This window comes from Adhaeribacter aerolatus, assembly GCF_007991635.1.
Taxonomy (GTDB): Bacteria; Bacteroidota; Bacteroidia; order Cytophagales; family Hymenobacteraceae; genus Adhaeribacter; species Adhaeribacter aerolatus.
Window position 1 is genome coordinate 1 of sequence record NZ_BJYS01000074.1, and the last position, 1,863, is coordinate 1,863.

Annotated in this window: 1 protein-coding gene and 1 pseudogene; both read right to left on the reverse strand. The window is 37.4% G+C overall.

Features of this window, described 5'->3' with window-relative positions; translation table 11 throughout:
- Positions 1-27 precede the first annotated feature (27 nt).
- Positions 28-1,122, reverse strand: coding sequence for a Fic family protein (locus AAE02nite_RS26025; RefSeq protein ID WP_146905802.1), 1,095 nt, complete (start codon positions 1,120-1,122; stop codon positions 28-30).
- Positions 1,123-1,323: 201 nt separating this feature from the next.
- Positions 1,324-1,863 (reverse strand): annotated as a pseudogene (locus AAE02nite_RS26460) (GNAT family N-acetyltransferase); the annotation flags it as partial.

A 1,863-nucleotide genomic window follows, 5' to 3' on the forward strand; every position in this document is an offset into this window, starting at 1 on the left:
AGTTTGGTGAAGCACTAGTTTAGATTGTTACGAAGATAAAATTTTCATTAAGGGTGTATTAATGTAATAAACCTCATTCCCTACTTTTACAGATTGCAATAACCCTGCATTTGCTACCATTTTTAAATATTTAGAGGCAGTTTCACGCTTAGCAATATTATTTTGTTCTAATATTTTAATTTTAATGTAAGGATAGCTAAAGAGTAAATCGGCAAATTCGCGGGAGTAAGAGGCTTTTAATATTGTTTTAAGTATTTCTTCGGTTTGTTTTTTTAATTCCAGAATAGCACTTATTCTTTGTAGCGTTAGGGCGGCTGTTTCTGCCACTCCCTTTAAAATAAAACTTACCCAATCGTGCCAGTTTTGTTTTTCGGTTACTTCCCTTAATAGCCGGTAATAGTCGGGTTTATTTTGTATAATATAATAGCTAAGGTAAAGTACAGGTAAGCCAATTAATTTTTTATTGATGAGATAAAGCACATTTAAAATACGACCAGTCCGGCCATTGCCATCGGCAAAAGGATGAATGGCTTCAAACTGATAATGAATGAGCGCCATTTTAATTAAAGGGTCAAGAGACGAAAAGCTATCATCGTTTATAAAAATTTCTAACTTACCCAATTTTTCACGTATCAGGTTTTCTCCTTCCGGCGGGGTGTACACAATATGATTGCTGTTTGGATTTGCCAATTTAGTACCCGGATTATTCCGGATACCAGCATTTGTTTGTTTAAACTTTTGCATGATACCCACCAATAAATTAGTAGTAATAAATTCTTTTTTCTGCATTTCCTGCAAGCCCCAGTACATTGCTTGCCGATAAAGTAAAACTTCTTTGGCAGCAGGGTTATTAAAAACATTATCCAAATCTAAAGCAGCTCTGTATAGTTCGTCTTGGGTTGTCACAATATTTTCGATGGCGCTCGATTCCTTACTTTCTTGTAAGACAATCGTGTTCAGCAATAAATTAGGATCGGGTAGAGTTTGACAATATCCTTTTAGCTCCGCCAGCAGTTTATTTGCTTCTATGGTTAATTTAAATATCTCAACGGTTTCCAGCGATGTTGCCGGTGGTAAATCAGGCAAGTTATTGTAAGGTAAATTTTTATTATAGATTTCCATCTTCGTTCGGCGGTTTAATAATCCCTTAGTAAAGCCCAATGTCGATACAATAGACATACCTGCTTTTAATGTCGAATTTATTCATGTTTTTCGACATACCTAATATCTATATCGAAAAAAATAAAAAAAATAGACATGCTTTTAGGCTATATCGATTTAATCGACATAGGCGCTATGGATAGAGGTTGGTTAGGCCAAAGCTTAACTAAAATCAAAAGCCGAAGCATAAATGGGCTGTTCCGGATGGCTTTTAATTTCTTGCGGAGTGATGCCGTTGGTCTTAACCATTACCTGGGTATAAATGCTTTTATTAAGCGCATGCATCAGTCCCAGGTTACCTAAGTTTTTCAGTTGCTGGCGCAGCGGGTAGTTTACATCCAACATCAGCAACGCCGAGGTATAATTGAAATAAGCTAATGTGCTTTCCAATAAAGTTAATAATTCTTTCTCGCGGCCCGGTTTTATGTATACAGCTTCTAAGGCTAAAAATTTGTGGTTTTTGGGATTTATCAGGCGGTTAAGAACAGGTACGTAGGGTAAAACCTGCATTACAATTTTGCCGGTAAGGCCGGGCATGTGCACGATGTGCCACGCCACCGGGTTGGCTTGTACGCCCGCTATTATTTCGCCGTTTTCTTTTAAAACAAAGTAGTGCTGCTGGTAAAATACCCGGTCAAGCTGCACCAAAGTATAATCCTGGTAAGTTGCTTGCAAACGCAATATCATTTCGGGGTATTCGGT

Excerpts from the sequence above, each read along its gene's own strand:
- AAE02nite_RS26025 (WP_146905802.1), bottom strand. The coding sequence starts at position 1,122 with ATGGAAATCTATAATAAAAATTTACCTTACAATAACTTGCCTGATTTA.